The sequence below is a fragment of the Corallococcus sp. 4LFB genome (assembly GCF_046520365.1).
In the GTDB taxonomy this organism is placed as follows: domain Bacteria; phylum Myxococcota; class Myxococcia; order Myxococcales; family Myxococcaceae; genus Corallococcus; species Corallococcus caeni.
The window spans coordinates 1-23526 of the sequence record NZ_JBKGHJ010000001.1 but is presented as its reverse complement, the minus strand read 5'-3'; the positions used below and the strand labels follow the sequence as shown (position 1 = coordinate 23526).

20 protein-coding genes and 1 pseudogene are annotated in these 23526 nt (G+C 67.8%); 10 read left to right on the top strand and 11 right to left on the bottom strand.

The window, feature by feature from the left end:
• Window position 1: 1 nt before the first annotated feature.
• The 3 genes from ACLEQD_RS00105 to ACLEQD_RS00095 form a co-directional block, all read right to left on the bottom strand.
• A complete protein-coding gene (locus tag ACLEQD_RS00105; RefSeq protein ID WP_410380746.1) occupies window positions 2-961 on the bottom strand; it encodes an efflux RND transporter periplasmic adaptor subunit in 960 nt (319 codons plus the stop codon).
• A gap of 601 nt (window positions 962-1562) precedes the next feature.
• Window positions 1563-2111, bottom strand: a complete 549-nt coding sequence (locus ACLEQD_RS00100) for a hypothetical protein (protein WP_410380744.1) — start codon at window positions 2109-2111, stop codon at window positions 1563-1565.
• Between the two features lie 236 nt (window positions 2112-2347).
• The gene (locus ACLEQD_RS00095) at window positions 2348-2884 is read right to left on the bottom strand and encodes a DUF4833 domain-containing protein (protein WP_410380742.1); all 537 of its coding nucleotides are present in this window, start codon (window positions 2882-2884) and stop codon (window positions 2348-2350) included.
• A gap of 511 nt (window positions 2885-3395) precedes the next feature.
• Between ACLEQD_RS00095 and ACLEQD_RS00090 the strand changes: the two genes are divergently transcribed.
• Window positions 3396-3695 carry a hypothetical protein gene (locus ACLEQD_RS00090; RefSeq protein ID WP_410380740.1) on the top strand — a complete coding sequence of 100 codons (300 nt, stop codon included), beginning with the start codon at window positions 3396-3398 and terminating at the stop codon, window positions 3693-3695.
• 62 nt (window positions 3696-3757) lie between these two features.
• The gene (locus tag ACLEQD_RS00085; RefSeq protein ID WP_410380738.1) at window positions 3758-5569 is read left to right on the top strand and encodes a tetratricopeptide repeat protein; all 1812 of its coding nucleotides are present in this window, start codon (window positions 3758-3760) and stop codon (window positions 5567-5569) included.
• A gap of 135 nt (window positions 5570-5704) precedes the next feature.
• Here ACLEQD_RS00085 and ACLEQD_RS00080 read toward each other — a convergent pair whose 3' ends face one another.
• The 5 genes from ACLEQD_RS00080 to ACLEQD_RS00060 all read right to left on the bottom strand — a co-directional run bounded on the left by ACLEQD_RS00080 (window position 5705) and on the right by ACLEQD_RS00060 (window position 9137).
• Complete coding sequence (locus ACLEQD_RS00080) at window positions 5705-6259, bottom strand: hypothetical protein (RefSeq protein ID WP_410380736.1); 555 nt, start codon at window positions 6257-6259, stop codon at window positions 5705-5707.
• Entirely contained in the window at window positions 6256-6630 is a 375-nt protein-coding gene (locus ACLEQD_RS00075; RefSeq protein ID WP_410380734.1) for a hypothetical protein, read from the bottom strand. Before ACLEQD_RS00075 ends, ACLEQD_RS00080 begins: the two co-directional genes overlap by 4 nt.
• A 338-nt stretch (window positions 6631-6968) precedes the next feature.
• On the bottom strand, window positions 6969-7406 hold the full coding sequence (locus ACLEQD_RS00070; RefSeq protein ID WP_410380733.1) for a DUF6210 family protein: 438 nt from the start codon (window positions 7404-7406) through the stop codon (window positions 6969-6971).
• A gap of 37 nt (window positions 7407-7443) precedes the next feature.
• Window positions 7444-7677 carry a hypothetical protein gene (locus ACLEQD_RS00065; protein WP_171413819.1) on the bottom strand — a complete coding sequence of 78 codons (234 nt, stop codon included), beginning with the start codon at window positions 7675-7677 and terminating at the stop codon, window positions 7444-7446.
• A gap of 317 nt (window positions 7678-7994) precedes the next feature.
• Window positions 7995-9137: a S8 family peptidase gene (locus tag ACLEQD_RS00060; protein WP_410380731.1), complete on the bottom strand. Its 1143-nt coding sequence runs from the start codon at window positions 9135-9137 to the stop codon at window positions 7995-7997.
• A 1733-nt stretch (window positions 9138-10870) separates the two neighbouring features.
• Here ACLEQD_RS00060 and ACLEQD_RS00055 point away from each other — a divergent pair.
• Complete coding sequence (locus ACLEQD_RS00055; protein WP_410380730.1) at window positions 10871-13795, top strand: hypothetical protein; 2925 nt, start codon at window positions 10871-10873, stop codon at window positions 13793-13795.
• Between the two features lie 43 nt (window positions 13796-13838).
• On the opposite strand, the gene ACLEQD_RS00050 is transcribed toward ACLEQD_RS00055, so the two are convergent.
• Entirely contained in the window at window positions 13839-14024 is a 186-nt protein-coding gene (locus ACLEQD_RS00050) for a hypothetical protein (RefSeq protein WP_410380728.1), read from the bottom strand.
• Between the two features lie 349 nt (window positions 14025-14373).
• Here ACLEQD_RS00050 and ACLEQD_RS00045 point away from each other — a divergent pair.
• Together ACLEQD_RS00045 and ACLEQD_RS00040 are read left to right on the top strand one after the other, a co-directional pair.
• Window positions 14374-14700 (top strand): annotated as a pseudogene (locus ACLEQD_RS00045) (FAD-dependent monooxygenase); the annotation flags it as partial.
• A 33-nt stretch (window positions 14701-14733) separates the two neighbouring features.
• The gene (locus ACLEQD_RS00040) at window positions 14734-15606 is read left to right on the top strand and encodes a DMT family transporter (RefSeq protein WP_410380726.1); all 873 of its coding nucleotides are present in this window, start codon (window positions 14734-14736) and stop codon (window positions 15604-15606) included.
• Window positions 15607-15658: 52 nt separating this feature from the next.
• Here ACLEQD_RS00040 and ACLEQD_RS00035 read toward each other — a convergent pair whose 3' ends face one another.
• Complete coding sequence (locus ACLEQD_RS00035; RefSeq protein WP_410380724.1) at window positions 15659-17071, bottom strand: hypothetical protein; 1413 nt, start codon at window positions 17069-17071, stop codon at window positions 15659-15661.
• A gap of 213 nt (window positions 17072-17284) precedes the next feature.
• Here ACLEQD_RS00035 and ACLEQD_RS00030 point away from each other — a divergent pair, with 213 nt between their 5' ends.
• From ACLEQD_RS00030 to ACLEQD_RS00010, 5 genes are all read left to right on the top strand, one after another.
• Complete coding sequence (locus ACLEQD_RS00030; protein ID WP_410380722.1) at window positions 17285-17983, top strand: DUF1361 domain-containing protein; 699 nt, start codon at window positions 17285-17287, stop codon at window positions 17981-17983.
• A gap of 42 nt (window positions 17984-18025) precedes the next feature.
• Window positions 18026-18493 carry a ribonuclease HI gene (gene rnhA, locus ACLEQD_RS00025; RefSeq protein ID WP_410380720.1) on the top strand — a complete coding sequence of 156 codons (468 nt, stop codon included), beginning with the start codon at window positions 18026-18028 and terminating at the stop codon, window positions 18491-18493.
• A gap of 222 nt (window positions 18494-18715) precedes the next feature.
• Window positions 18716-20002, top strand: coding sequence for a type II toxin-antitoxin system HipA family toxin (locus ACLEQD_RS00020; RefSeq protein ID WP_410380718.1), 1287 nt, complete (start codon window positions 18716-18718; stop codon window positions 20000-20002).
• On the top strand, window positions 19999-20388 hold the full coding sequence (locus ACLEQD_RS00015; RefSeq protein ID WP_410380716.1) for a hypothetical protein: 390 nt from the start codon (window positions 19999-20001) through the stop codon (window positions 20386-20388). Before ACLEQD_RS00020 ends, ACLEQD_RS00015 begins: the two co-directional genes overlap by 4 nt.
• 182 nt (window positions 20389-20570) lie before the next feature.
• Window positions 20571-20831: a hypothetical protein gene (locus ACLEQD_RS00010; RefSeq protein ID WP_410380714.1), complete on the top strand. Its 261-nt coding sequence runs from the start codon at window positions 20571-20573 to the stop codon at window positions 20829-20831.
• Between the two features lie 395 nt (window positions 20832-21226).
• Here ACLEQD_RS00010 and ACLEQD_RS00005 read toward each other — a convergent pair whose 3' ends face one another.
• Entirely contained in the window at window positions 21227-22603 is a 1377-nt protein-coding gene (locus ACLEQD_RS00005) for a hypothetical protein (protein WP_410380712.1), read from the bottom strand.
• Window positions 22604-23526: the final 923 nt, after the last annotated feature.

The window sequence follows — 23526 nt, the reverse complement described above, 5'->3', positions numbered from 1 at the left end:
CTCAAGGATGGTTTGAAGCAGTCTCCACGACGGGGGGGCCCCCGCTGGATGCGGGCCTGGGGTCCACCCGCACACGCACCACCGTGCCCGCGGGCAAGGTGGCGTCAGGTTCGGCCTCCAGCTCCGCGACGGCGAAGACCTTCATCGCGGCGACATCGACTTCGGGCGCGACGCGAATGACGCGCCCCTTGAACATCGATTGCTGTTCGGTCGCCTCCAGCAACAAGCGCTGCCCCACCGCGACGTGCCGTGCATCCGCGGGGGGGATGGCGAAACGCGCCTGCATGGCCCCACTGCGCAACAGGTGGAGGACGGGTTGGCCCGCCTGGAGCTGGGCGCCCGTCGCCACGAACCGGCTCGCGACCACGCCCTGAAAGGGCGCGCGGATGGAGGTCTCCGTCACGTTGCGGCGAAGCTGGGCCACCTTCGCTTCGCGTTCGAGGATCTGCGCCTGCGCGACCGCCACCTTCGCGGAGGCCGTCTGTTCCTGATAGCGCGCCGTGGACAGCTCCTCGTGGGAGATTGCTCCGGTTCGCAGCTGCTCCGGGGAGTCACGCCGCACCAGTCGCTCCTGCGCCTCTTCCAGGGCCAGCTGCGAGGTGCGCAGTTCGGCGCGGCTCGACAGCAACTCGGCCTCGGCGACGGCCAGCTCCTGCTGGGCCGCCATGACATCCAGCGTCGCGACCACTTCGCCCTGCTTCACCCGATCTCCGACCTGGACGCGAATGTTCGCCACGCGCCCTTCCCGGGATGCGGCCAGGTCGACGGACTCCTCGGCGATGACGACGCCAAGCCAGCTGCTCGTCGCGGCCAGGGGCTCGGGCGTCAGCAGTTGATGCGCCGGCTGGGGAGGCCCCAGGTCCGTCGAGCCCTCGGGAGCACGGGCTCGCAAACCGACCATCGTGGCCACGATGACAAGGAGCAGGAGACCCAATGCACTGATGAGTCGTCGGAACACCATTAATACGGAACTATATTGAGTTACTCAGATAATAGCGAATCCAGTTTGTGGTCAGATAATGTGCCGAAACGAGGCAGGGGCACATGCCTATCTCACACCTCGGCAAGAGGGGCGCACGCAGAGTGTGTCACCCTGGAGTTCTCAGCGACGCCAGGGCATCGCCTGCCTGCCCGCACAGCATACGGGATGTCTTGCTGGGGGGAAGTCAACAGGGGCCGGAGCGCGGTTCTTGCTCATGCCTTTGGAAACGGAGGCGTCATGCATTGCGGTTGAAGTCCCGGGCATGGGCCGTGGCCTGGGGACGCCCTTCGCCATACGAGGACAGGTGCTCGAGCAGCCGCTCGCGGGACGGGACTGGAGGACGCGGCGCGCCACGCTAGAGCGGGACTCGCCATCCATCGTCGCGAGCCGGTCCAGCACGAGCGCCAGGGGCGCGCATGCTTCCGGCATCGCGGCCGGAGGACCGCTGCGGGTTGAGGGACGGGGCGCTGGGGGCCCGCGCCCGGTCCCTCGGTGCCGCTGGCGGTGTTCGCGACGGCTCCGCCCAGGGCCCTGCCGGAGCCCGTGCCCCAGCCGCCGTTGCGCGGCTGGCGCCCTGGCGTCAGCTCGGGCTCCCCACCACGTGGTCCTTGGCCATGCTCTTGACGATGGCCTCCGCGAGGCCCGGGACCTCCTTCTGCACGTCCGAGGGCTCGTAGGTCTTGGTGTTCGTGGTCCAGAGCAGCTGTCCGTTGTCGCTTCGGGCGTCGAAGAGGCTCACCTGCATCCGCGCCTCCTCCGTCACGGAGTAGGCCGTTGGACCGTAGAACCCGACGTAGTCGTAGTAGGACATGGGCGCGGCGTTGACCTCCTCATGGACCCCGGCGAAGCGGGCCACCAGGATGCCGTCATACCCCTGGCCTTCGATGGCGCTCCGGAGCGCGTCCTTGTCGGGCTTCGTTCCCGCCGGGAGGACGTCGGAGCTCTTGACGGCCTGGACTCCCTGCTCCGACAGCTTCGACACCAGCTCCTGCTCGAGCTGCCGCCGGGTGGCGTCGCTCGGCACCATCGCCACGACGACGACCTTCTTGACGGGGGGGAGCTGGGCGAGCGCCGGGCTCTTCCAGGTCTTGCCGACGCTCGTCGAGGCGCAGCCCGCGGCGAACAGCATGGCTCCGATGATCAGGGCGAATCCGAAATGGGTACCGTGTCCTGCTCTCATGGCTTTGTCTCCTGCGAGGGCTGAGTGCCCGCCTTCGAAGAGGCTGAGGACGCGGTCGCCAGCGGACAACACCTCACGGTGGGTGGAAGCGGGCCCCCGTGCTCCGGGCCTGCCTCCGCCGCCGCACACGGCGACCAGGCGGACGCACGCTGTTCAACCTGCCAGCGGAAGAGGGCGCTCGGAGCTCACTGGCGGATCAGCTCATGGACGGGCTGCCCTTCGGGGCTCACACCATCCAGCCGCACGAAGTCGACCGAGAAGGGCCAGGACGTCTTCACGAAGACGTGCTCCAGCCGGGAGACGCTGTTGCCCAGCTTCGTCCACGCCTGGACCTGGCATTGGCCGTCGACCCGCGCGGTGGTGATGTCGATGGAGCGCGAGGGGAAGGCCCGCAGGCGCACCCGCACCCGCCAGCCCTCCGCGGTGGCGTCGACCGGCTGCGAATCCTCCAGCCCATACGCGGGCTGCTCGATGTCCAGCAGCTCCTCCACCTCCGAGGCCCCGCGCTCCAACATCCGCCAGTACACCTGGACGGGACGCGCTCCCACGGGGCGGCAGGACTCGTCCAGGCGCAGGGCGTAGTGGACCTGGTTCCGGTTCTCGCTCCGGGTCAGGAAGAAGGCGGACTGCGCTGGGAGGGGCGCCCCGGCCGCGGAGGCCAGGGTCGCGACGGTCGTCAGCGCGGCGGCAGCGAGGTTGCGAAGCCCGGATTCAGGAAACATGGGGTCCCCCTAGCATGGCGGAGTGACGGCGGTCGCCCGCGGGGCCATCTCAGGATGAAGAACACCCCCGGCCCCTGGAACTGTCACTCGCCCTGCGCACTTTTCACAGAAAACGGCGCGGCGACTCCGAGTCCCTCGCCAGCGGCGATGACTTCTTCTGGCGGTGAGCATGAGCACTGGGCGTCCGCAATGACTCGCTCATGCTCCGCGGCCCTGTTCGCCGAAGCCGCGAGCGGCTCCTGGGAAAGCCAGTCGGTCCCAAGCGGGGCAATCGCCCCCTGGGACATCCCCAGCGTTCGGAACTGACAAGCCTGGTCAGACGCGAGCCCACGACCCACCTGGGGACATGTCAACCATTGAATGCGGGACGCAATCCCGTCCTGGGAGCGGAAGCGAATTTGATTAGCATTTGACGAGTCCCACTCACCCTGGAGCAAGGATGGCTGAGCATTTGAACCCGGGCGTGTCGCAAGTCCCAACGGCGACCTCGACGGACGACCGTTGGAGACACATGAAGGCGCCCTACCTCATCACGATCGTGCTTGTCGTGGGTGTCCAATTCGCGAGTCTACTGGTGGAGGGGCACAAGACAGGGGTCAACTTTTCGTCAACCTATCTCTCGGCCATCGCAACGGCCGCGGTGCTCACGCCCCTGATTTTCGCCCTGCCAGCAGCGTTCATCACCGGGATTCGGAGCCTCTGGAACCCGCGGGGACGCAGCATCTTCTTCGTGAGGACCCACTTCTACCTGATGGCCCTGCTCTATCCACTGAGCGTCCTTGGACAGCTGGGCACTCTCGACTGGGGATGAGATGCGTAAGGGGGCGCCGCGTGCAGCCCCTCCACTTCGGTGTGCATGCTAGGATTTGAGCGATGAGCCACGCCCATCTGACTCCGAAACAGGACTTGGCCCTGGCGCGCGAGGCACTCGCCCGGGGGGACAGGCCTCACGCGGCGCGCCACCTCGCCGGGGCGCTCGCATCGGACCCGGTGAACCCTGAGTTCCTGGAGGTGGCTGAAGCCCTGTTGCGCGCGGTGCCCGAGAACGCGGTCCAGCTCATCCCTCTCAGCGCCGACAAGCAGTGGTTCGGCGACGTGGCCCTGCACGCATGGTTGCTCGCGCGCACGGGAAACTCGACGCACGCGATGCGCCTCCTGCTCCAGGTCGCAATGGTGAAGCCCGAGGTGCCCTACCTCGCCTGGGCGCGGGAGTGGCTCGCGTCGCCCGACTTCGCCCGGGATGTGGACCCCCTGCCCGTGGCCGAGGTGGCCCTGCAGTTGCTGCAGCGGGTGGACCTGTCCGTCCACGCGCCGCTCACAGCCACGCTGCGCGAGGTGCTCGCGCGCATCCGCGCCGTGCACGGGAACTCGGCAATCTTGATGATGGTGGCGGCCCGGCTGGCTCGGACGACGGGGAACTTCCAGGAATCGCTCGACATCGCCCTCGCCTATGAGCGGGAGCACCCGGACGCGATGGCTGCGATCATGGCGGCCGGTGCGTACCGGAGCCTGGGCAACCTGCCGGCGGCAATGGCAGCCTTCCACCGCGCGTTGGAGCGCGATCCGAGGAACTTCTCGGTATGGATCGATATCGGTGACGTGCTCTGGGATGACGGACGGCCGAGGGAGGCGCTGGAGGCATACGCGAAGGTGCTGGCGCACGAGCCGGAGCATCCGTGGGCCCTGCCGTCGACGCTCCTGCTAAAGGCCCAGATCGTGGGGGACCCAGGGATGCTGCGAGACTTCACACGGTACGCAGAGGCGCACCCGGGCAATGCGCGCGCCCAACAACTCCAGCAGCTGCTGCGCGCATGGACGTCCACCCCACCGTCCCGGAACGAGCCCTGGGTGGACGTCCTGCCCAAGCCCACCGAGGCCACCCTCTCCGTGATCGCGCAGCTCCACGGGCTCGTCGCGCGGAAGGGAAAGGACGCCTTGCCAAAGAACCCCCGGGTGACCTTGAGCCATCCCGAGCCCCCGAGTGCCCTCCTCGCCGCGCAGCTCGAGCTGAACAGGTTCACCGAGGGCGTGACGTTGGGTTTCACGGTGCAGGGCATCCCGGAGCCGGACCCGCGCGCCTCCTGGGGTCGAGGCTCGGGTGTGTCAGCGCTGCTGGGGTTCAGGAAGGCGCGGCCGGTGCTGTGGCGCTATCAGGGCACCGATGCGCTTCCGGCCGTGGAGCCCCCGCCCGCCGAGGTGGCCGACCGGGTGGCCGCGCTCGCCGTGACGCCGTTCTCCATGAAGACCTGGCGCGAGAAGGCGTCCACCCTCGCTCGGGAGCTGGCGCACGTGGAGCCGCTGAAGCTCGCCGCGGTGATGGTCCATCCGCCGCTCCTGTCCCGGGACGTCCCGGCCTGGACATGGCTCATCGCCGTGCAGATGGCGGCGGCGCTGGTGCTCGCTGAAACGAGCGCCGGGCGCACCCTGCTGGTGGACCTGCTGCACGGGCCCGTGGACTGGGTGGTGAAAGCCGCCGTGGTCGCACTGACCGAGCACGCCCTCGCGCACCCCACGGAGGCAGAGGCGCTCCAGAAGGAGCTGAAGGCGCTGCTCGAGCGGCGTCCCACCCAGGGGGCCTGGTGCCTGGAGTATCCGCTGGCGGTGATGATGCCGCGCCTGCCCGGGCTCTCCGCGGACCTCGTCGGCACGCTGAAGGCATGGCGCGAACGGCTCGAATCCAGATAGGTCGCGCGCCGACACCGTCACATGGCAGGGCCCGACTTCCTGTCAGGGCAGCGCAGGTGCGGCTTTCTTCCGCACTGCGATTCCGCGCACGGGTTTGTGAGACATTCGACAGGAGCGCGATGGCGTCGGCGCGGCCTACGGCCTGGAGCGCCGCCAGGCGATGAAGGGCGCGGAGTGTGCCAGCGTGCGCGCGAAGGGCAGGCCGTGCGCATGCAGCCACTGGCGTGTCGCGTCCCGCAGCCCGGCCTGTTCGAGCAGCTCCCCCACCGTGTGCCGTGAGAGGTCCTCCAGGACGGCGTGGAGCTCGGCCTTCAGCCCCTCGCGCACTTCGGGGCGCGCGAGGTTGTGCGCAATCACCTGGGGCGCCAGGGAGTCGAGGTGCTCGTGGGGCACCCGGCTCAGCGCCTGCGCGGCCTCGGCCTCCGTCTTCTCCAGCGTGGACAGGAAGAGCTTCAGGCGCCGTGCCCCCAGGGCGCGGGCGGTCTCCTCGCTGGCGAGCCGCTCGGCGATCCGCCGCTGTACCATGGCCATGGAGCCGTCGATGACCTCGCGCACGCGGTCCTGCAAGCTGCCGCCCAGGCCCCCCAGGATTCCCTTGCCCGCCGAGGCCGCCGCTCGCGCGCCCCAGCTCAGCGCATCCCTCAGCCCGGAGCCGCTCGCCCCGGGGGCTCCCGCGATGACCTTGCTCACCAGCGAGGACAGGTCTCCTGGAGCGTGGTGCGCACGGTCTCCCGCACCTGCTCGGACGCCACCATTTCATCGATGGCCTTGCGAGGCAGGTGCACCGGCTGGCCCAGGAGCGCCGTCAGGGACGCGGTGGCCTCGGCGGGGAGCCACGCGCCCAGCTTGATGCCGCTCTTCGCCGCGCGCGCGAGCAGGCGCGTGCGCAGGGGGATGCCCAGCCGGGCGTGCCAGTCCGTCACCCGTCCGGGCGTCAGGGCGAGGTCGACCGCGGCGAGAACCCGGTCGGGGTCCACCCAATCCGAGACGCGGGACGCACAGAGTGCGTCGAAGGTCAGGTCCAGCAGTTCCAGGAGCGAGGCGTCGTCGAGGTCGGACATCGGCGCGTTCCTACTACGGACCGGCGCCGGAAGGCCGGGGACGACGCCTCCCGTGACGCCCCGTGCACAGATGGACTCCGCGTGTCACCTCGCCCCAGGAACCCGTGCCGCGCGGCTCTCGCCCACCAGGCCGTGGCCATGCAATGTCACATCGGCCATGACCAGGCATGAGGTCCTGGGCGGCGCGCTCGTCCTCCACACGAGGAATGACGCCGTCTACGCGGTTCACGGCATGGTTGCGCTTCTTGTCTCATTTGACCTTGCGGCCTACGACACCCCATGCGGCGCCCGCCGTCGCCATCCCAACGGGTCCTGCCGCAGCTCGTGAACGTGGGGCGTCAGTCGCTATTCGTCCAGGTCAGGATGCCCTGTGAAGCGGGGATGCGCTCAAGGCTGGCCAACCTGTTCTCAGGCTGCGCCGGAACCTCGACGTACACCCAGGCCTCATGGGATTCCTCCAGCCGTGCGCGATCGACTCGAAGACCCAACTCCCGCGTGACAGATGAAAGGCCCAGGATCCGATCGATCTCCCGGGCTGTTTCTTCGTCGATGCCATTCCCGCATGCGCCCCGCCACTTGGGCCCGGTGAAGTGCTGGCGCAGCAGGTCCTCCTGAGCCACCAACTCGTCCACGAGCGGAAGAAATGCCCCCTCCGCCCGTGGCTGCAGACAGAGGGATCCTCCCGTTTGATTTGAATAGAGGATTCCGGTTGGCCAAAGAAGAATGAGGCCCAGACTCGCGGAGTCATAGAGCCGGATCAGGGGCAGAGACGACATGGAGACTCCTCGGTCCTGCCCCTGGAGTTGCTTCTGTTCAGTAGCCGGTACCGCCGCAGTGATTGTTCATGCCGTCCTCGGTGCCGTACGGGATGCCGTCCTCGCAGACCTGGTGGCTGGGCGCATAGACGTCCTGCCAGATCATGCCTCCAGGGGAAGGGACCAGGGTGAAGGCGGAGCCGCCGAAGTTTGACGTCCAGAAGCCCATGACGTCGGGGCTGCCCTCAACGGCATCGAGCAACTCGGAGATGTTCTTGCGCGTGTAACGCATGGAGGGTTCCTTGAGCGAAGGGGAGGCGGCGAAGGTCGGAATCCTAGGAAGCGGCGGGGATGGGAGCAAATGGCCACCGGAATCCACTCGCCTCCTCATGAGCCGGACATGCGGCGCTCGGATAGCGCGGCACGTTGCCATCGGTGTCGACCGTCACGGCAGGCCCATCGACCAGGCCCGTGGAGATGCCATGCGCGCCAATGGGCACGGTCAGTGACTGCCAGCCCTTCAGGGCTGCGCGGTAGGCACACCGGCGTGGGAGGCCCTCAAGTCCGCGCTCGCGGGCGCCTCCGCGTGAGCGCGGCCCCAGGACGTGCCTACTCCCCGCCGTTCCGGACGGTGGGGGCCCGCAGGGGTGCGATGAAGCCCGAGTAGGCCATCCGGTTCGGTGAGCAGTGCCCGGGGTTGGCCACCTTGTCCGGCGTGGCGTTGCCCGTCATGGCGGTGATGACCTCCTGCGGCGCGGCGGAGGGATGCGCCTCCAGGAAGAGCGCGACGATGCCGGTGACATGCGGGGTGGCCATGGACGTGCCGCTCAGCGTTCGGGTCGCCGTGTCATCGCTGGCCCAGGCCGAGAGGATGCCCTCGCCGGGCGCGAAGACGTCCACGCAGTCGCCATGGTTGGAGAAGGACGCCCGCCGGTCCACGCTGGTGGTGGCACCCACGGTAATGGCCTCTGCGGTGCGCGCGGGAGAGCGCGTGCACGCGTCCTGGTTCTCGTTGCCCGCCGCCAGCACATACGTCACGCCCAACGCGATGGAGCGGCGCACGGCGTCGTCGAGGACCGCGTCCTCCCCGCCGCCCAGGCTCATGTTGACCACCGCCGGGGACTGGTGGTGCTCGGTCACCCAGTCCACGCCCGCCACCGCGCCCGCCGTCGTCCCGGAGCCCTCGCAGTTCAGCACGCGCACGCCGTGCAGCGATGCGCTCTTGGCAATGCCATACACATTGCCGCCCACCGTGGCGGCCACGTGGGTGCCATGGCCGTTGCAGTCCACGCCGTTGCGACCGTCGTCGACGGCATCGAAGGCGATGTCCGCCCGCCCGGCGAACTCCTGGTGCGTGGGGCGCAGGCCCGTGTCGATGACGTACACGTGCACGCCCCGGCCCTGCGCCTGGTACTGGTAGAGCTGATTGAGCGGCAGGTCGCGCTGGTCGATGCGGTCAAGCCCCCACGTCGCATCGGACTGGCTCCCGTCGAGCGTCACCACGCCGTTCTGTTGCACGTACTCCACCTCGGACGCGGCGGACATGGCACGGGCCTGCTTCTCGCTCATGCGCGCAGCGAAGCCCCGCAGCGCGTGCGCGTACACGTGGAAGGCCTTGCCGCCGAAGCGCTCGGTGAGGCTCCGCGCGGCCACCTCCGGCGCCGGCGCGACGTCCCCTTCCCGGGACGCATTGAGCACGACGACGTACTCACCGGGGACCGGCTTCGCGACCGTGAGGAACTTTCCGCGCACGGCTGTCTGCACGGACGCGGTGCCACGGCAGGGTGTATCACCGGGTGACGGTATGGGATTGCCCGCGCTCTGGCACGCCGACAGCAGGAACAGCACGCAGGCGGACGCGACCGTCCGCGACAGGAGGTTCAGTGACATGGGTTCCCCCGGGGGTGGCACTACCAGCTTCGGCCGGAAGCCGGGAAGGCAACGCTGGCGCGGCCTTCCCAGTGAAGTAACGCCTTCTGACTCAAAGTGATGGATGCCCCGCGGGGCCGGGCAACGTCCGAAACGCCCACCCGAACCGCCGGCCCGCGGTACCGCTCCTTCAGCTTCTGGGGACCCGCGGGCTCACAGCGCGGCGGCCGTGAGCGCGCACGCCACGGACCGGGCGCGGTGCTGAACGCCAGCATGGTCTTTGCATCATGGACGTGTTCCAATCCGCGTCATGCCCACGGCCTACACGGTGTGCTTCTGCGGAACCGCCTGCTCGCGGGACGAGGGGGAGAAGACCCGGAAATGGGACCCCAAGTTCATCGGCTCCCTGCTCGGCAGCGAGCAGAAGCTCGTGAGCGACAAGGGAATCTTCGACCGGGACACTGGCTACATCCCCGTGCGGATCCACCAGGACATCTCCAGCACCCTGCGCGGCACGGACCTGAGCGAAACCGTGCGAGGCGTCGGTGAGAACGACTGGTACAACCAGATGGACACCTGTGATGCCCTGCTCACCCAGCCGCTGGGCGCTCCCGGGGACCTGCTCAACTACGTCAAGAGCTACTCCAAAGGCAATCAGCGGCAGCTCTACAGCCAGGCGGCGGGCTGGTCCATGGTCGCCCTCGCGCTCCATGGCGCGAACCTGGCCGCCAGGAGCGGGGCTCGGCGCTTCAACCTCCTGGGGCACAGCCGCGGCGGGGTCGCGGCCATCATGGCCGCCTGGTTCCTGTATGCCTATGGCTCCAGCGAGGTCCGCAGGACCCCCGTCAGCATCTTCGCCATCGACCCCGTCCCCGGCACCGGCGACTGGTACGGCATCCAGACCCAGCTGCCGCCCAACGTGCAGAACTACGTCGGCGTCTACGCCTGGGACCACCTGGATGAAGGCTTCGCCGCGGTCATCCCGCGCCCCAACGGGCGGATGACCCTGGACCGGACCCAGATGGGCATCGAGGACCGGGGCCTGGGGTCGCACTGGTGGTCGCTCGCGGACAACCGCCAGCTGGCGGATCCGCTGGTCGCGAACGACCTGCGCCAGCCCATGGGCTACCACCTCTACGCGTGCCGGGGACGGCATGGCACCGTCGCGGGCATCACCACCCGGGACGGCCTCTACGACCCCAAGAAAACCAGCGAGGACGTCGCGGCGGTCCCTCGGCTGGTCTACAAGCTCGCCCGCGCCTATCTCACCCAGTGGGAAACGGTCTTCCGCACCCGGTGCCGGGTGCGTGAGGACGCCAGGCAGCTGCGGCAGCGGATCCACACCGCGCACACGCACTTCGACACCATGGGCCAAGGGGAGATGCGGACCGCCGTCCGGACGGGCGCCCGCCGTGCGGCGCGTCTCGTCCATCTCCGGCCGGCTCGGCTGGAACCGCTACTACCTGGAGGACGTGGTGGGGACGCCTCCGTACAACCTGGCCTATCCCTGCACCGTCGAGCAGCAGCACGGGGGATGGGTGAAGTGGAAGTTCCTGTGAGCCGGAGGGCGCTTCGGCAGGGCCCGTGCAACCGCGTGAGCGAGGAGTCGAGGGACGATGAGCTTCATCGAGCTGGTGCGAGGCAAGGTCCATCCACGCTACTTCAGCCACCTGGCCGAGGACTGCCACGTGCGCGTCCTGGACACGCCCCACATCTGGGGCAAGCCCTTCAACAAAGAGGGCATCATGCCCGGCGCCCGGGCCCGGACGAAGGACTTCGAAACGGCCCTGATCGAGATCATCCAGAAGTCACGCCATCGCTGTGACCTGGCCTCGCTGAACAGCCCGGATCCGGCCTGGGCCAAGGTCGTCCTGAAGGCCATGGACAAGGCGCTGAGCGAACAGGAGGACGGCACGCCGCCCGTCCAGTTCCGGTTCCTGTTCGGCCAGACGCCGATGATCATCGTGAACGGCGGCATGTCCCCGCCGCTGGTGGACTTCCAGGGCGCGCTCATCCGCATGGCGCGGGAGCGGACGCGGTCCAGGCAGTGGAAGGTGATGCCGGAGCTCTGGATGGCGAAGTTCTACCGCATCCGGGAAGGCCTGGTCTCCGGCGTCCTCGCGTACCTGAGCTCCACGCTGGCCAGGTGGTTCGCGGCGGAGGGCGATGACGCGTCCACCAAGATGACGTGGAACCACTCGAAGATCGTCGCCGTGGACGGCGCCGAGGCGCTGGTGGGCGGGCACAACCTCAACATGGACCTGTTCACCAGCTACCCGCCCGTGCACGACGTGTCGGTCGTCATGCACGGGCCGGCGGCGCACGGGGCGCAGCTGTACTTGAACAAGATGTGGGAGTGCGGGAACGACCTGGTGAAGCGGGAGTACCTCGACCCCAAGCTGTTCCAGTGGAAGGACGGCAACGCGAGCGGGGCGCCCAAGCTCGTGGATCCGCTGGGCGGGGAGGCCGCCGGCGACTACATGGCGGGGTGCCACGACCGGCTCGTGCGACTGCATGGGGAGGACCTCCCCGTGCTCGACCCGGTCAAGCGGGCCCGGAAGAAGGCCGCGCAGTCCCTGATGGCGGAGGCGAGCATCGAGGAGATCCGCAGGGAGGACCTCCAGACGCTGAAGGACCTGGAGGAGCCCGTCTTCCGGGAGCGCAAGGTCGCGGCGTACTCCCAGCTCGGGGAGTACCGCAAGGCGACCCGGGTCCTGTCGGTCGGCAAGTACTGGTCGGGCTCGAGCATGGACTCGGACTACGAGAAGGCGTCCGAGGTGATGAAGGAGGCGCTCATCAAGGGCGCGAAGCGCACCTTGTACCTGTCGCAGATGGACCTGGTCAGCGCGTGGAAGAAGAACTGGTCCTCGCACGTCGTCTGTCATTGGATCATGGAGGCCCTGCTCACGAACAAGAACCTGGTCGTCAAGGCGGTGGTGTCACCGCTGGACGCGGGCGCGGGCGCGGAGGGAGACCAGTACTCGTTCGGGTCCGGCGCCTGCCGCACGTTCGACCTGTTCCGCTACTACATGACCCACGACATGAAGACGGACGCGAAGCTCGACGACGCCGACGTGCGCGAGGCCGCGCTGGACCGGCTGCACCTCGCGCCGCTCTACTTCACGGACGTGCCGGAGCGGATGACCGTCGAAGGTGAGACCTACAAGTGGCCGGACCTCACCCCGGAGGGCTACACGGCCACCTTGAAGCAGCCTCCGCTGCAGGTCCGCCCGCCGGCTGGGGGCGTGATTGGCGACGCGGTGAAGGCCGTCAAGATGGCCAGCGCCACGGGCAAGGACAAGGTGAAGTCCGCCCCCGGCAACCACGCGAAGATCATGGTCGTGGACGAGCAGGCCTACGTCGTCGGCTCGGACAACCTCTATCCAGGCTTCCTCTCCGAATTCAATTACCTGGTGGAGGGCGAGGCCGCCGTGCGCGAGCTGCTGGACTCCTACTGGGCGCCGCTGTGGATGTACTCCAGCAAGCACTGTGTCAACCCGGCCTGCCTGGGCGGATGCACGGCCGCTCCGTCGCGCCCGGTGGTCCGCTACCCCATCCCCTTCGGCCTGGGCCTGGGCCTGCTGGGCGTCCCACGCTTCAATGCCTCCCTGAAGTCCTCCATGCCCTTCGGCCTCAAGCCGGGGGGCTTCAAGGGGCTCCCGATGGGCGCTTCGAGCCTCTTCAAGGGCATGGGGCAGGGAGGGGGGATGTTGGATTTGATGGGTCCGTTGATGAACCCCCTCAACCTGGCGCGGACCACACGGATCGCCGTGAGGCAGCCGGTGCCCCTGGAGGACATCCTCCGGCAGGACGAAGTGCTGGCATTGAAGGGCGTGGAGGAGCGGCGGCGCATCAAGGAGTCGTCTCCGCCGGCCCTGGACGTTCCTCCACGGAAGGAGAAGGAGAAGGAGGAGGCGCAGGGGAAGAAGCCGCTGGTGGATCCGTTCGAGAACGGAGACAACCTGGGGGGAAGTCACAACTACACCAGCCTCCAGATGTTCCGGCTGATGGAGCACTTCATCGGCCAGGTCCCGAACGTGGTCGTGCTGCACGGGCTTGGCAGGGACGAACTCCGGCGCATCGGGCCGGAGGCGTACCGCGACGCCGTCCCGGCCAACCCCGTCAACGGCGCCACGCTCACCATTGCCCAGCCCTACAACGTCAATGGCAACCACTGGGGGCTGCTCTACATCAAGGTGGATCCGCCCACGGATGCGCTCCGGCGCAAGGCCCGGGTGCTCTACATCGATCCGCTCAACCCGGCCGAGGTGCCGGACCTCAGCGCCCTCCGTCGGGCCTTCCCGGACCTCACCGCCGAGCGGAGCACCGTCCGCTACCAGAATGACCTGACCGGGAGCGAAGACGAGGACGACTTCCAGCACAGCTGCGGGGCCTGGGTCGTCTTCCTGTCGATGCACCTGGCGACCACCCAGGACCTCATGCCCCCCGCCCCAGCGGACCCTCGCGACTCCGCGGTCCAGCTCCGGGCCACGCACCAGGAAGTCATCGACGCGCTGAACCGGGCCGAAGAAGTGGACTGACATACCGGCCGGCGGCGCTCGCCCGGTCCCTCCAACCCCTCCCCTAGCGTTCATCCGCGCCGGGCGAGGACGGCTGGCCCTGCCGTGGGGTGCCGCTCCCGCTCATGCAGCGCTGCATCTTCTCCGCCATGCGCTGGACCTCCTCGACCTGTCCGGGGTCCTTCGCGGTGAGCCGCAGGATGGCTCCTGTCGACGTCTGCTCCACCTTCACGTCGGCCATTCCACGCATGGGGCAGCTCATTCCCGCTCCGCCCGTGCCATGGCCCATCATGCCGCTCCCCATCATCCCGCAGGGACAACCGGATTGCGGCTGCGCGGGCGCGCCTGTCTGTCGCTCCGAGGTCGGTGTCTGACCTGTCCCCTGGGCTCCAGTGAGCGGTCCGAAGAGCAGGCCCGTGGTGATGAGCAGGCCGTATCCAAGCTTCCTCATGGCATTTCCTCTCAGGTTTGAGCTTCCCAGGGAAAAGCTGCTGCCGGAGCTGGAGGATGGCCCGGCCGAGCCAGACTGGGACGGCGGTGGAGGCGATGGCTTGCCGCCTGCATCCCCGACGACGGGGCGCATGTTGGCGGGCGAGCTGATGACCCGGCAGGCGGCGGCCCACCGGGACAGACGGCCGCTCCTGGCGGGCGACGCAGCGCACGTGCATTGCCCAGTCGGCGGACAGGGGCCCAACCTCGGCGTCCAGGACGCCGTGAAGCTGGGATGGAAGCTCGCGCAGGTCGTCAACGGGACCTCGCCGGAGCGCCCGCGGGTGTGGGAGCTGCCGGTGCTCGGCGCGGTCGCGGCTCCCACTGCGGTGTTGATCCGGCCCGACGGACACGTCGCGTGGGTCGGAGACGGCACGGACCAGGGCCTTCGTGACGCATTGACCACCGGGGCTGGCCCACCCACCACGGGGACGTGACGCGCGTCACGCGGCCCGCTATGTCCCCACGGTGTGAGCACTCCCCTCCTCACCCTGCTTGCCCTGCTGGGCTTCGCCGCGAACTCGCTGCTGTGCCGCGCGGCCCTCTCGGGTGGCGCGGCGCGCGGCATCGACGCGGGTTCGTTCACGCTGGTGCGGCTTGCGTCGGGAGCGCTGGTGCTCGCGCTGCTGCTGCGGCTCCGGCGGGGCGGCCGCGGGGCGACGGGGCACGGGAGCTGGGCCTCGGCGCTCGCGCTCTTCGTGTATGCGGCCGGCTTCAGCTTCGCGTACGTGCGCATCGGGGCGGGCGTGGGCGCCCTGCTGCTCTTCGGCTGCGTGCAGCTCACCATGCTCGCGGCAGGGCTTGCGCGCGGTGAGCGGCCACGCGCGCTCGAGTGGGCGGGGCTCGCGGTGGCACTCGCGGGGTTCGCGGGCCTCACGCTCCCTGGAGCGAGCGCGCCGGATGCGCTCGGCGCGGGGCTCATGGCCTCGGCGGGCGTGGCGTGGGGCCTCTACAGCCTGCGGGGGCGCGGGAGCACGGACCCGCTGGCGGCAACGGCCGGCAACTTCGCGCGCAGCGTGCCGCTGGCCCTGGCACTCGTGCTGCTCGCCCGCGCCCTGGACGCGGCCCCCCCTCCGTCATCGAAGGGGCTGCTGCTCGCGGTCACGTCAGGCGCGCTCGCCTCGGGCGTGGGCTACAGCCTCTGGTACGCGGCGCTGCCCCACCTGAGCAGCGCGCGCGCGGCGGTGGTGCAGCTGTGCGTCCCGGTCATCGCGGCGGTAGGCGCGGTGCTGCTGCTCGGGGAGCCCCTCACCCAGCGGCTGCTCCTGGGTGGCACCGCGCTGCTCGCGGGCGTGCTGCTGAGCCTGCGTGCGAAGCAGCGTCCCATGACGGCGAAACCCTGACGGACACGCCAGGGTCCGTGCTGGAGCGGACCGCCCTCAGGGGCCGGAGTCTTCACTGCTTCATCACGCCGGCGGCCTTCAACCACAGTACCGCGGAGCGGGCCTGGAGGTTGCCCTTGGCCTCCAGGGCCAGCAACTGCTCCCCCAGCTTCGGGGTGTAGCCCTCCCGGAGGGCACGCTTCAGGGCTTCCTGGTTGAAGCCCCAGTCCTCCATCGCCTCGGGCAGGAGCTTCAGGGCCCGGACGTCCTTCATCCGCACCAGCGCCGCGACGGCCGCGGCCTTCCCCGCCGGACATTGCCGCGCGAGCGCGTACGCCTTGTCCGCCGCAGCCTTCGTCCCGACGTAGCCCAGCAGGGCCACATCCCGCTGATCGCTGCCATTGCGGCAGAGGATGAGCCTGTGGATGGCGGCCCGGGCCTCCGGGTTGCCCTGCCGCACCGCGGCCTCCAGCTCGGCGTCATTCCATTCGAGCCGCTTCGAATCGAAGGTCACCTTCCTCGGCACCTCGTGGCCCGCGTTCACCAGGTCCGCGGCCAGCCGGTTGCGCCGCAGCTCCGGGAAGTGCTCCAGGTCGCGCGCGAGGCGCTGTGCCGCGACCTGCCTCAGCTTCCAGCTCCCCACCATCACCGTGGCGAGCGGCATGAGCAGCCCGTCATCATGGGTGCCCTTCGCCGCCACCGCGTCATAGGCCGCCACCGCGCAAGCAGGGCTCAGCTCCACGCGCTCGCCGTTCTCACGCCGCACGTAGAGCTCCATGGAGTCGTTGGACGCGGACCACCCGCCGGACACCGCCAGTCCCCTGGCCAGCTCGTCCACCAGCCCCGGCTCCAGCTCGCCAGGCTCGACGCACCGAAGGGGCGCCCGCACCGCGTCCGCCAGCTCCGCCAGTTCGTGCGCCACGGACTCCAGCGCCTCCGGCGAGCCGCCGTCCCGTTTCCCGGCCATGCGCGTGAAGCACTCCGCGAACGCGGTCGCCCACAGCCGCAGCTTCGGATCCGGCTCCAGCCGCATCGCCGCCAGGGCCTCCACCTGCGTCGAGGGGGCCCGCGCCGAGGCCGCCAACGCCAGCCCCCGGTCGAACGGATCCTCGGAGCGCTGCGCCCGCTGACGGAGCGCCGCGTCCTCCGCCAGCATCCGCCCCAACAGCTCCGCCGCCTGCGCGGACAGGGAGGAGCGTTCCGCGCGCACCCCGCCCCGGAAGCGCGCCACGGCGGAGTTGCCACAGGACGTGGCGGGCCCTGAAGCGGACAGGGCCTGCTCCATGCCCCCCACCCGCGCGACCTTCGACAGGACGCCGTAGGCCGTGACGCCTCCCTTGAACAGGTCGGCCTCCGCGCGGGCCCGGATGGCCGGGACGGAGGGCTGCTCCAGCGAGAAGACCGCCTTCCACATCGCGGCTTCATCCGGGACGGGAGCGGCGCCCGCGAGCACGAGCGTCGCGAGCAGGACAGGTGCGTGGACCATGACTCACCTTGGCAATGGAAACGGGTGGGCCAGTCTCCCCCGGAATCGCTCCGCTCCGCAGCCGGGGGCGCGGGTTTCGTGGGCTGGCCCACGCATTGCTCTGCGTCAGGCCCGAGGGGCTCCATCGATGGCGCGCCGGCTCCACGCCCCTTCCGGAGCCGTTCCCGCGTGGGCATTCCGCCACGGGGCGCGGCTGCCTCGCCACACGTCCCCATGTCCCGACCTCCTCCCAGCTTCCTGTCCGTCCTGGGCCGCCATGGCCTGCTGCCCGCGACGCTGTGCAGCCTCCTCGCGGTGAACCTGCTGGCGGTCCGGCTCGACTGGAGCGAGCGCGCCAGCTTCGCCTTCCTGGCGTGGAACCTGTTCCTGGCCTGGGCGCCCTACACCCTGGCCCTGCTCGCGCGGGTGCTGATGGTGCGCGGCATGGATCGGCCGTGGCGCATGGCCCCGCTGGCGCTGGGATGGCTCGCGCTCTTCCCCAACGCGCCCTACCTCGTCACCGACTTCATCCACCTGCGGCAGCGGCCCGTGGTGCCGCTCTGGTTCGACGCGGCCCTCCTGGCCCTGTTCGCCGCCACCGGGTGGATGCTGGGCCTGCTGTCATTGGAGGTCTGGAAGCGGTGGCTGGAGGAGCGCTGGGGACGCACGGCGGCGTGGGCCTTCGTCGCCAGCACGTCGCTGTTGTGCGGCTATGGCATCTACCTGGGCCGGGTGGAGCGCTGGAACAGCTGGGACGTGCTCGCGCGGCCGGAGCGCCTCATCGTCGCCATGGCCGCCCACGTGCGCGAGCCCCTGGCCCACCCCGCCCTGACGCAGGTCACCGTCCTCTTCGCCCTGCTGCTGCCGCTGTCCTACGCCGGCTATGAGGCCCTCCTCGCCCGCCTGCGCCGCCCCGCCTCCGCGGGCTCTTGAGGCCACCCCTCGGCCCCAGAAGGCCGGTACAGTGCGCGCTCGATGTCGCTCCCTCTCGTCCACATCTACTGCGACGGCGCCTGTTCTCCGAACCCCGGCCTGGGCGGCTGGGGGGCCATCCTCATCGCCCCCGAGCGCAAGGACTACCGCAAGGAGCTCCAGGGCTCGGAGGCGGACTCCACCAACAACCGGATGGAGTTGACCGCGGCGCTCGTCGCGCTGAAGGCCTTGAAGATGCCGTGTCGCGTCCAGGTGTTCACCGACTCGAAGTACGTGTGCAACGCCTTCGAGGCCAAGTGGCTGGACACGTGGCAGGGCAATGGCTGGCGCACGTCGGGCAAGAAGCCCGTGTCCAACGCGGACCTGTGGCGCGAGCTGCTGGACGCCGTCCGCTCGCATCAGGTGACCTGGCACTGGGTGCGGGGCCACTCGGATGACGTGGAGAACAACCGCGCGGATGCGCTGGCCGTGGCGGCCCGGCTCGAACTGGCGGCCCGGCTCGGACAGTAGCCGCGCGGGGGCGCTGGGCTTCACCGTCAGCTGGGCACACGACCCAGGCGGCCAGAGCAGCGCCCCTCCTGAGCCCCGCTGCTTTCCCTGAAGGGAAGCTTCCTTTGCTGCTTTAGGTAATCCGTTATGACGGACCAGGATGCGGCGATATGAACCACTCAAACTGGTTTACCGGATTAAAAGCCGCTGCTTGCTCGATTCAAATCCGTTATAAAGGATTATATGGAGCTTCATCTCCAGGTGCTGATCGACGGTTCGTGGCAGCGGGCGGCCCTGCTTGAGTTCTCCTCAGTGACGGAGGGGCGACGCGGAGGATGCATCTTTGAGTACGAGCACGAGTACCTGGTTCGGTGGATCTCCGCTCCGCCTCCGCTCGCGGCAGCGAGTCTCACGCTCCCGGTCGAGTTCGGCCCCAAGGTCTGGCGCAGCTGGCCCGCATTCCTCGACGACGTGCAACCCATGGGGAGTGCGCGGAGCTGGTGGCTGCGGCGACTGAACCTCCCGGATGAGGCGGCCAGTGACTTCGAGCTCCTGCGACGAGGGACGATCGCGCCTGTAGGCAATCTCCGGATCGAGGAGGCGGTTCCTGAGAAGAAGGAATATCCCAAGCGGCTCCCGCGCCAGGCCGTCATTGATCGCGAGCACGCCTTCATCGAGTACGCCGCCACCGCTGGCGCACAGGTTGGAGGCGCGACAGGTGCCGGCGGCGACTCGCCGAAGATCCTGCTCCGCTGCGACGACACAGAGCAGGTGTGGATCGATGTCTGGCAGGATGACCTCGCCTGTCCGGATCGGCATTACCTCGTCAAGTTCGCGCGCAGCCGCAGCGAGCGCGACCGGAATATCCTCCGGTCGGAGCACGTGTATTACAAAGCGCTCGCAGCGCTTGGGGTCGAAACCATTCCGCAAGACGGTCTCGCGCTTCACGAAGGCCCCTCGGGCCCGAGCCTCTGGCTTCCCCGCTTCGACGTCGAGCGCCGGAACGGTCGCGAAATCCGGTACGGACTTGAGTCCATCTACTCACTGCTTGGGGCGAAGCCGGGTTCTTTCCAGAGGCATCAGGCGGCATTGACGGCACTGCATGGCGTCATCCCCGAGACGGATTGGCCGACGGTGCGGCTTGAATACCTGAAACGAGACCTGCTGAACCAGGTGTTCGGCAACTCGGATAACCACTGCAGGAACATCGCGGTGCTCAAAACGGATAGCACCGTCCGCCTCGCCCCCGTCTTCGACTTTGCGCCGATGAAGATGGATCTCGAAGGGATCACCCGCACCACGACATGGGAGGGATACGAGGTTGGCGGAGAAGTTGACTGGAATGGGCTCCTCCGGAGCTTCGGTCCAGCCGAGATGTCATTGCGTCAGGGCCTTCACGAACTCGCGTCGCGCCTTTGCGATCTCCCTGAATTGCTGACGGACCTCGGGCTGCCGGAAGAAACGCTGAATTTCGCGCCGCTCGACTTCCGCGGCACCGAGAAGCGCCTCCGCGCGTGGGGGTTCCTATGAAGCGCGCCGACATTGCCCGGCTGACAGCGCTCGAACGCAAGGCGCTGCTGGAAGAGCTTGCGGCCATGGTCGCCACTGGGGAGTTGGGCCTCGGAGACGCTTCACGCATCCTCCGCGGCGTGATGCTGGGGATGGACCGGAAAACCTTCGCGCAAGCAATGAAGCTCTCCACCAGTGTCGTAGCGACACTCGAAGACGATCCGAAAGCGAACCCGACGCTCGAAACGCTCAACAAGGTCTTCGCACCGTTTGGCGGAAAGGTCGCGTTGTCGTTTCCCCGCCTCGAAGAACCGCCGCCGCTTGACGATGCAAAGAGGCAACGGCGCGAGATGCTCCGCGCCGCGCTCGCGAAGAGCAGGCGTCGGCGGCGCTCGGCGGCGCCGTAAGACCCGCCGCCCCGCTGGCTACAGGGGCGGCCCTCGGGCCTGGAATGATTCGCCGCATGGCCCTCTCGAGCTCTTCGACTTCGGAAGCGGGATACCGGAAGGCCGCGACATGGCTCAACGGCATGACCCCGGAGGAGTACCTTGGGGGACAACGAAGACGGTCGGCTGGCGGAGGATGCGTGATGCCACGCAAGAAGCAGGAATACGGTCTCAATCACGCGGACCGCGTCGCGGAAATCGAGCGGAAGTTCGGACGCGGCCGACTTGAAGACGTGCTCGCGCAGTTGAGCCGGGTCTCGAATCCCACGGAGAAGTTGCTGGGCGCCATCGTCTTCCTCGCCAGGGAGGGCCACGTCCAAGACATCGCACTCACGGTGTCGGCCGCCAACAAGAACCCTTCCGAGGTCTTGAACGCCGCGACCGTCAAGGAGGAGCGAGGCTGAAGAGCGACGCGCTGGCTCCCATCTGAACATCGGCCGGGCCGTGGAACCTCCTGGCTGGGACTGCACCTGGAAGTCAGGGGCATTCAAAGACTTCCTGTTTTACCGTATTGACTCCTTGGGGGCGCCATCGTCTGGCGAACGTGTCTCACGTACCTGAGGGGGTACACACATGATGGGGATGTCTTCGCGGCCGTGGCTGGGGCTGGCCGTGGGTCTTGTCCTGGGATTGTGGCCTCACCTGGGCGTGGTGCGCTGGCGCTGGAGCGCGGGCACTCCAGGCCGCAGGGTGCCGTCGCGGAGCGCCGGGAGGGACGCTTGCGGTTGGAGACGGTCTCCGCCGGGCTGCCACCGCGAGGGTGATGCCGGCGCCGCTCCCGCGGCCCGGAAGGAACCTGTCAATTCCTGGGGATGACGATCTTCTTGTTTGAGCTGTGCAGTGGTCCAACGAAGTCAAAGACGAGGCGAATGATCTCCGGTGCCTGCCCGAATTGTTTCTTGATCTCCAGCGCCTTGGTGCGCACCTCAAGATACGAGAAAACAGCCACCAGGATGCCTGCGATGTCGTCCCATGAGAAGCCGCGAAGCCCTTGAATATCTTCCCTACCGGCATTCTCACCGTCTTTGTGAGTCACCCAGTTCTTGAAGTTCTGCACTTGCCCCAGCGCAAGGTCGTGCGAATTCAACTGTTCATATTCATTCGATTTCAAGATGAGCGCCTGCTCACTCGCAGAGGGCTTCTTTGATTTATTCAATTTCTTCACCTCATTGACAAGCTCCCGAACTGACTTCTCTCCCACGATCACCTGCGAGGGGTCACGATAGAGCTTGCCCGTAGCGGTAGGCAGTTGGCTCAACTTCACGGTGGTCATGTTAAGGAGGATTCTGGGCACCACCAACTTGTCCATGCGCCCGGAATCCGTCCGTTGATCCTCAAGGAAGACAACGTGGTGGCCCAGGTAGGCATACGCCTCCAGGTTACCGCTCCTCATTCCAACATGAGACAGCACACAGAGACTGTTCAAGTAATCAAAAAGACGGAATTGCGCCGAGCGCAACTTGCCGGCGAACGGTTGCTCCTTCCAGAATTCCGGAAGGACAATGGCGCCGTACTTCTGAAACTCCTTGTCGTGGAGAAACTTGTTCTTGCGATCATCGCCCACGACAATGGGCGTGCATTTTCTCAAGGAGAAAGCCCGGACGAGTTCGCGCAGCCCTGTATAGGATGAGTCCAGGTCCGGATGGAGTCCGCCGCTCTTGCCACTATGGCGAGACCAGAGCACGACGATGGGCTGATGCAGTGGGATCTTCTTGGCTTTCACATAGAAGGCCAGTTCCGATTCCGAGACCGCGTTCGTCAAAATGCCTGCCTTCTCCGTCTGGTAAAATTGATCCGACAGCCAGTGCTCCCGCACATGGGGCACCCAGTCCTGACGCTCGAAGGCTGCCTGGAGGATGTTGGTCGCCAGACCCACGGTACGTGCGGGAGTCCCGTTGCCCATCTTCCGATCGGTTTTCAGTTTCTTGATTCGCTTTCCCATCGAATCAACCTTCTCGATGGTGACTCGCGTCGTGGAGATTCCCGTATCGCCGACATAGAAGCGATAGAGGTCATCAGCCTTGTCGCGTGGTCCAGGGCTCTTATCACCGATGATATGGACACGCATCCTGGGTTCGACCAAGAGGGCAGCCGCCACCTGGAACATATCTCCGGACATCTCCCCTGTCTGGAGGATGACCACCTCCCTGGCTTTCGTGATCTCCAGGTCGCCCACGGAGGACAGGAAGTCCTCTTCCGCGGAGGGGCGCCGACAGTGGACACACTGTCCTACCAACCGACACATGGAGCAGAACGCGCCCGCCACCCCACAGCGGACACACTCCCCTGCCTTGCCATTGGATTTCACCTCCGTACAGCCGAGGCACACCGAAGGCACGGGATTGGACGAAACAGTCCCGGAATGATGGCCTTGCAGGGCACGGCTCTTCAGCGGCGCGGAGGTGGTGGTCGCGCTCTCCTCCCGATCTGGTTGGAAGCCGCTGCTCAGGCCACCTCTAGGCAGCGGAGGGAATACTTTCGACTGTGATTGAATCTGCCCCCCACACCAGCACTTCGTTCCCTGCTGGTCGCTCGTGAAGTGCGTCTCGCATTGAGAGCACCAGCAAGAAAAGCGGGCCTCGCATCGAGGGCACACATCGAGCGGGGATTCCTTGGAGTTATTGATGCCACATCTTCGGCAGATATAGCCAGCCATGTCGGATTGCCTACTCCACCGTTTGGACCGCGGGCCCAAGGCCGCAGCGATATGAGCTTCGCAATGATGGTCGCGAAGGAAATCTGAGAGGGTTCGAAGGCGCCGAGAATCATACGAGTCCCCTTGAGCCCCGGTAAAGAGCCCCACCTCCGGGCGGAGGCGTCCGGGGTGTGCGCGGGCATCCAATCTCCGGGGAGAACGGGCACCCAGCTGAGCAGCGGCCCCACGGCCAGCGCCTGCACCAGGTAGCGGCCCACGAGGACGAGCTGGCCATGGAAGCCAACCACGGTCCGGGCGCGGCCGGAGGTTGTGGCGGCAGGCGGCGAGTGCTGGCGTACGCGAACGAGGCGGGAGGGTGCGAGCGATTCTGGCGCACCTGGGCCTGCCCCATCCGCTTCCGGTTTAGCTTCCGCTCCCGAGGGAAGCCTCACGCTTGCGTCGTT

Coding starts and splice junctions, on each gene's coding strand:
- ACLEQD_RS00015 (WP_410380716.1), top strand. CDS start 19,999: ATGAAGCGCGCCGACATTGCCCGGCTGACAGCGCTCGAACGCAAGGCG.
- ACLEQD_RS00085 (WP_410380738.1), top strand. CDS start 3,758: ATGAGCCACGCCCATCTGACTCCGAAACAGGACTTGGCCCTGGCGCGC.
- ACLEQD_RS00020 (WP_410380718.1), top strand. CDS start 18,716: ATGGAGCTTCATCTCCAGGTGCTGATCGACGGTTCGTGGCAGCGGGCG.
- rnhA (WP_410380720.1), top strand. CDS start 18,026: ATGTCGCTCCCTCTCGTCCACATCTACTGCGACGGCGCCTGTTCTCCG.
- ACLEQD_RS00100 (WP_410380744.1), bottom strand. CDS start 2,111: ATGCTGTTCGCCGCGGGCTGCGCCTCGACGAGCGTCGGCAAGACCTGG.
- ACLEQD_RS00095 (WP_410380742.1), bottom strand. CDS start 2,884: ATGTTTCCTGAATCCGGGCTTCGCAACCTCGCTGCCGCCGCGCTGACG.
- ACLEQD_RS00065 (WP_171413819.1), bottom strand. CDS start 7,677: ATGCGTTACACGCGCAAGAACATCTCCGAGTTGCTCGATGCCGTTGAG.
- ACLEQD_RS00055 (WP_410380730.1), top strand. CDS start 10,871: ATGAGCTTCATCGAGCTGGTGCGAGGCAAGGTCCATCCACGCTACTTC.
- ACLEQD_RS00050 (WP_410380728.1), bottom strand. CDS start 14,024: ATGCGTGGAATGGCCGACGTGAAGGTGGAGCAGACGTCGACAGGAGCC.
- ACLEQD_RS00035 (WP_410380724.1), bottom strand. CDS start 17,071: ATGGTCCACGCACCTGTCCTGCTCGCGACGCTCGTGCTCGCGGGCGCC.
- ACLEQD_RS00010 (WP_410380714.1), top strand. CDS start 20,571: ATGCCACGCAAGAAGCAGGAATACGGTCTCAATCACGCGGACCGCGTC.
- ACLEQD_RS00070 (WP_410380733.1), bottom strand. CDS start 7,406: ATGTCGTCTCTGCCCCTGATCCGGCTCTATGACTCCGCGAGTCTGGGC.
- ACLEQD_RS00030 (WP_410380722.1), top strand. CDS start 17,285: ATGTCCCGACCTCCTCCCAGCTTCCTGTCCGTCCTGGGCCGCCATGGC.
- ACLEQD_RS00090 (WP_410380740.1), top strand. CDS start 3,396: ATGAAGGCGCCCTACCTCATCACGATCGTGCTTGTCGTGGGTGTCCAA.
- ACLEQD_RS00105 (WP_410380746.1), bottom strand. CDS start 961: ATGGTGTTCCGACGACTCATCAGTGCATTGGGTCTCCTGCTCCTTGTC.
- ACLEQD_RS00075 (WP_410380734.1), bottom strand. CDS start 6,630: ATGTCCGACCTCGACGACGCCTCGCTCCTGGAACTGCTGGACCTGACC.